2 protein-coding genes and 1 pseudogene are annotated in these 2820 nt (G+C 43.8%); all 3 read right to left on the reverse strand.

Going from position 1 to position 2820, the window contains the following annotated elements; genetic code table 11:
* Positions 1-383 (reverse strand): annotated as a pseudogene (locus tag OGM63_RS01775) (hypothetical protein); the annotation flags it as partial.
* A 322-nt stretch (positions 384-705) separates the two neighbouring features.
* The gene (locus OGM63_RS01780) at positions 706-1719 is read right to left on the reverse strand and encodes a hypothetical protein (RefSeq protein WP_263743783.1); all 1014 of its coding nucleotides are present in this window, start codon (positions 1717-1719) and stop codon (positions 706-708) included.
* Positions 1720-1924: 205 nt separating this feature from the next.
* Entirely contained in the window at positions 1925-2506 is a 582-nt protein-coding gene (locus OGM63_RS01785) for a shikimate kinase (protein WP_263743784.1), read from the reverse strand.
* Positions 2507-2820 lie beyond the last annotated feature (314 nt).

Here is a 2820-nt window from a genome sequence, read left to right on the forward strand (position 1 = left end):
TGGGGAGGGGTGGGGAAAGAAGAATTATTCTCCTTGTCCTCCTTGTCCTCCTTGTCCCCCTGTCCCCCTTGTCCCCCTTGTCCCCCTTGATCACGCAGTCCCCCTGTCTCCTGCTTTTGCAGTTGGTAAAGATACCTGCGAGTTTCTGCCACTAAGTGTTGTCTGTCTTCTGACACGAGATTTGGATAGCTTGCAAATTGAGCCGCTAATTCTTGCCAGCGCCGGCGTTCAGTACTTGGCAGCACAGCGGGGAATTTCCCAAAAGTTAAGGTGAGAAACTCACTGAAACGATATTGTCTGCCCATCAAGTCTGTAAAGCCTTGTTCTGCCTCTATTGCCAAGGCTTTCTGTAATCGTGTCCAATCTGGTGTGTCATTAGTCATCGGTTATACAAGTTATGAGTTATGAGTGAGGAGTGAGGAGTTAGGAGTGAGGAGTTAGGAGTGAGGAGTTAGGAGTGAGGAGTTAGGAGTTAGGAGTGAGAAGTAAAGAATTGACGCATTTATAATTTATAATTCATGACTCATAACGAAAGCTCCTCCGCTCCTCATAACTCCGCTCCTCCTCACTCATAACTCATAACGAAAGCTCCTCCGCTCCTCCGCTCCTCCTCACTCATAACTTATAACGAAAGCTCCTCCGCTCCTCATAACTCCGCTCCTCCTCACTCATAACTCATAACTCCTACTCCTTTGCCTCCTAACTTTATTCAAACCAACTAGCACGCCATGCGGCTTCAGCTTCGGCTACTGATAGTTCTCGGTGCTGTTTTTGATACTCGCGCCCTAGCTTGTTTAGCTGAAGTAAGATATTGCGAATCTGCTTGCGTGCAGACGAGAGTGTGAGGTCAGCAAATTCAATTTCCGCAAGTCGCATGTTAATAGCCATGATCTTTGTCAGGCTTGATTCTTCGGGCTGCTGTTCATTTTCAATTTCAATTACCAAGTTTAATAGATTAGGCGGTGCTGGAATCACATCCGCAGATGCTTCTGATACAGCCGCAGCCGCTTCTAAAATCTGTTCTGGTAATTTATTGGGTAATATTCTAGCTTTTTGTAATAAAAGATTTGCGTCGCGGGAAAGTTTTTTCACCGTTTCTTGCATTACTCCTTCTAATTGCTGTTGCCATTTTGCTATTTCTACTGGGTTGCATGGGTCTTCAGGGAAAGCTGGGGGAGTTGGAGTAGAGACTTGACGACGGAACGTCTCTACGGGAATTGGGAAAGTAGATGGAGTTGGGGAAGTGGGAGGAGTTAGCGAGGGAGGGGAAGTTGGGAAAGTAGATGGAGTTGGGGAAGTGGGAGGAGTTAGCGAGGGAGGGGAAGTTGGGAAAGTAGATGGAGTTGGGAAAGTGGAAGGAGTTGAGGACAACGAGGGCACTTCCTCATCTCCCTCATCCCCCTCATCCTCCTCATCTCCCTCATCTCCCTCATCTCCCCCACTCTCCATATAACTGAGTAACTGTTGAGCTGCTTGTTGACCTAACTTGCGGATGGCTTGTTGCAATTTTTGGCGTTGATTCAATGACAATTTTAAAAAGTTGTGGGGATGTCCTTGGGTACACAGGTAATAACTTGCCTGAATCAATTGCTGTTGTACAGCTTGCCCCAAGATTGTTAGATAATTTGTATAAGCAGAAGAAAGTTCTGATGCGATCGCTTCAATCGCCTCTTCCATTGCTATAATATCTCGTTCTATTCGCTCGATTGCTCTCGCCATAGCTTTTGGTTATTATCCATCTGAACCTTTTTATGGTACAAATGTACGTATTTATTTGAAGATAACTTATTGAAGGATTTTAGATTTTGAATTTATCGGGGACTAGTCCCGCGATTTTAAACTATAACCACAAAATAATGGAGGCGATCGCTTGGCATAGCTGTATAATTAAACTCCTCAGAAAATTTCAAAACTTAATTTATTCTTACTTGCCGATATCCATTGCTACTCGACGACCCCCGAAGAGCGAGTTTAAAATCTCACTGCAAGTTTCTTCTGGTGTCTTGCCTTTTGTGTATACTATTAACTTCGCAAGCTCATAATTTGAAGCGTGTCTAACAAAGTGTTCGTTGACGTTTGGTTTACCATCTGGCACATACTGATTGCGCTCATTGAGAATCTGCACTGACTCATCTTTATTCGATGATGGAAGTAAAAGAACAACATTAGAGTATGGTGCTAGAGCTTGTTGAACTCGTTGGAATAGAGCAACCTCCTCATACACGGAATGACCACCCCCAAAATCGATAACGCATTGGTTATGTGATGATAGCAGCCTTTCAACAGCATAGGCTTCAAAAGGCTTCCAATACTGATAAACTCCCCAAAAACCCTCACTTTCTCGCTTATGCTTTGCTAATTCCTCGTCATAACCGATCTCAAAGTAGTATTCCCACCGTAGCTTATCCATTGAGTATTGAATTAGACCAAGTTTAGAAGCTAAAAGCCCCCCAATCGTACTTTTGCCAGCACCAATTGGTCCAATGAGAATAATATCTGATTTCATTGTATTTCCCCCTCTACTTGCGGTTGTTCATTTTCGGGTACAACGAGGAGCGAAAACACCCCCTAGGGACGCTTGAAAAGAGATTTTTATTTCTACTGGGAAAGTGCAGTTTTTGGCGACTATTAATAAAATACAGGTCAGCATATTAGCTAGACCTGTATTTAAGTAATTATGAGTTAAAAGTTAAAAGTTATGAAGCTTACTAACTCTTAACTCCTAACCCCTAACCCCTAACTCCTAACCCCTAACTCCTAACCCCTAACCCCTAACCCCTAACTCTAAACCCCTAACCCTAAACCCTAAACCCCTAACCC

Source organism: Plectonema radiosum NIES-515 (assembly GCF_025753815.1).
Lineage (GTDB): Bacteria > Cyanobacteriota > Cyanobacteriia > Cyanobacteriales > Nostocaceae > Hassallia > Hassallia radiosum_A.

Excerpts from the sequence above, each read along its gene's own strand:
- OGM63_RS01780 (WP_263743783.1), bottom strand. The coding sequence starts at position 1,719 with ATGGCGAGAGCAATCGAGCGAATAGAACGAGATATTATAGCAATGGAA.
- OGM63_RS01785 (WP_263743784.1), bottom strand. The coding sequence starts at position 2,506 with ATGAAATCAGATATTATTCTCATTGGACCAATTGGTGCTGGCAAAAGT.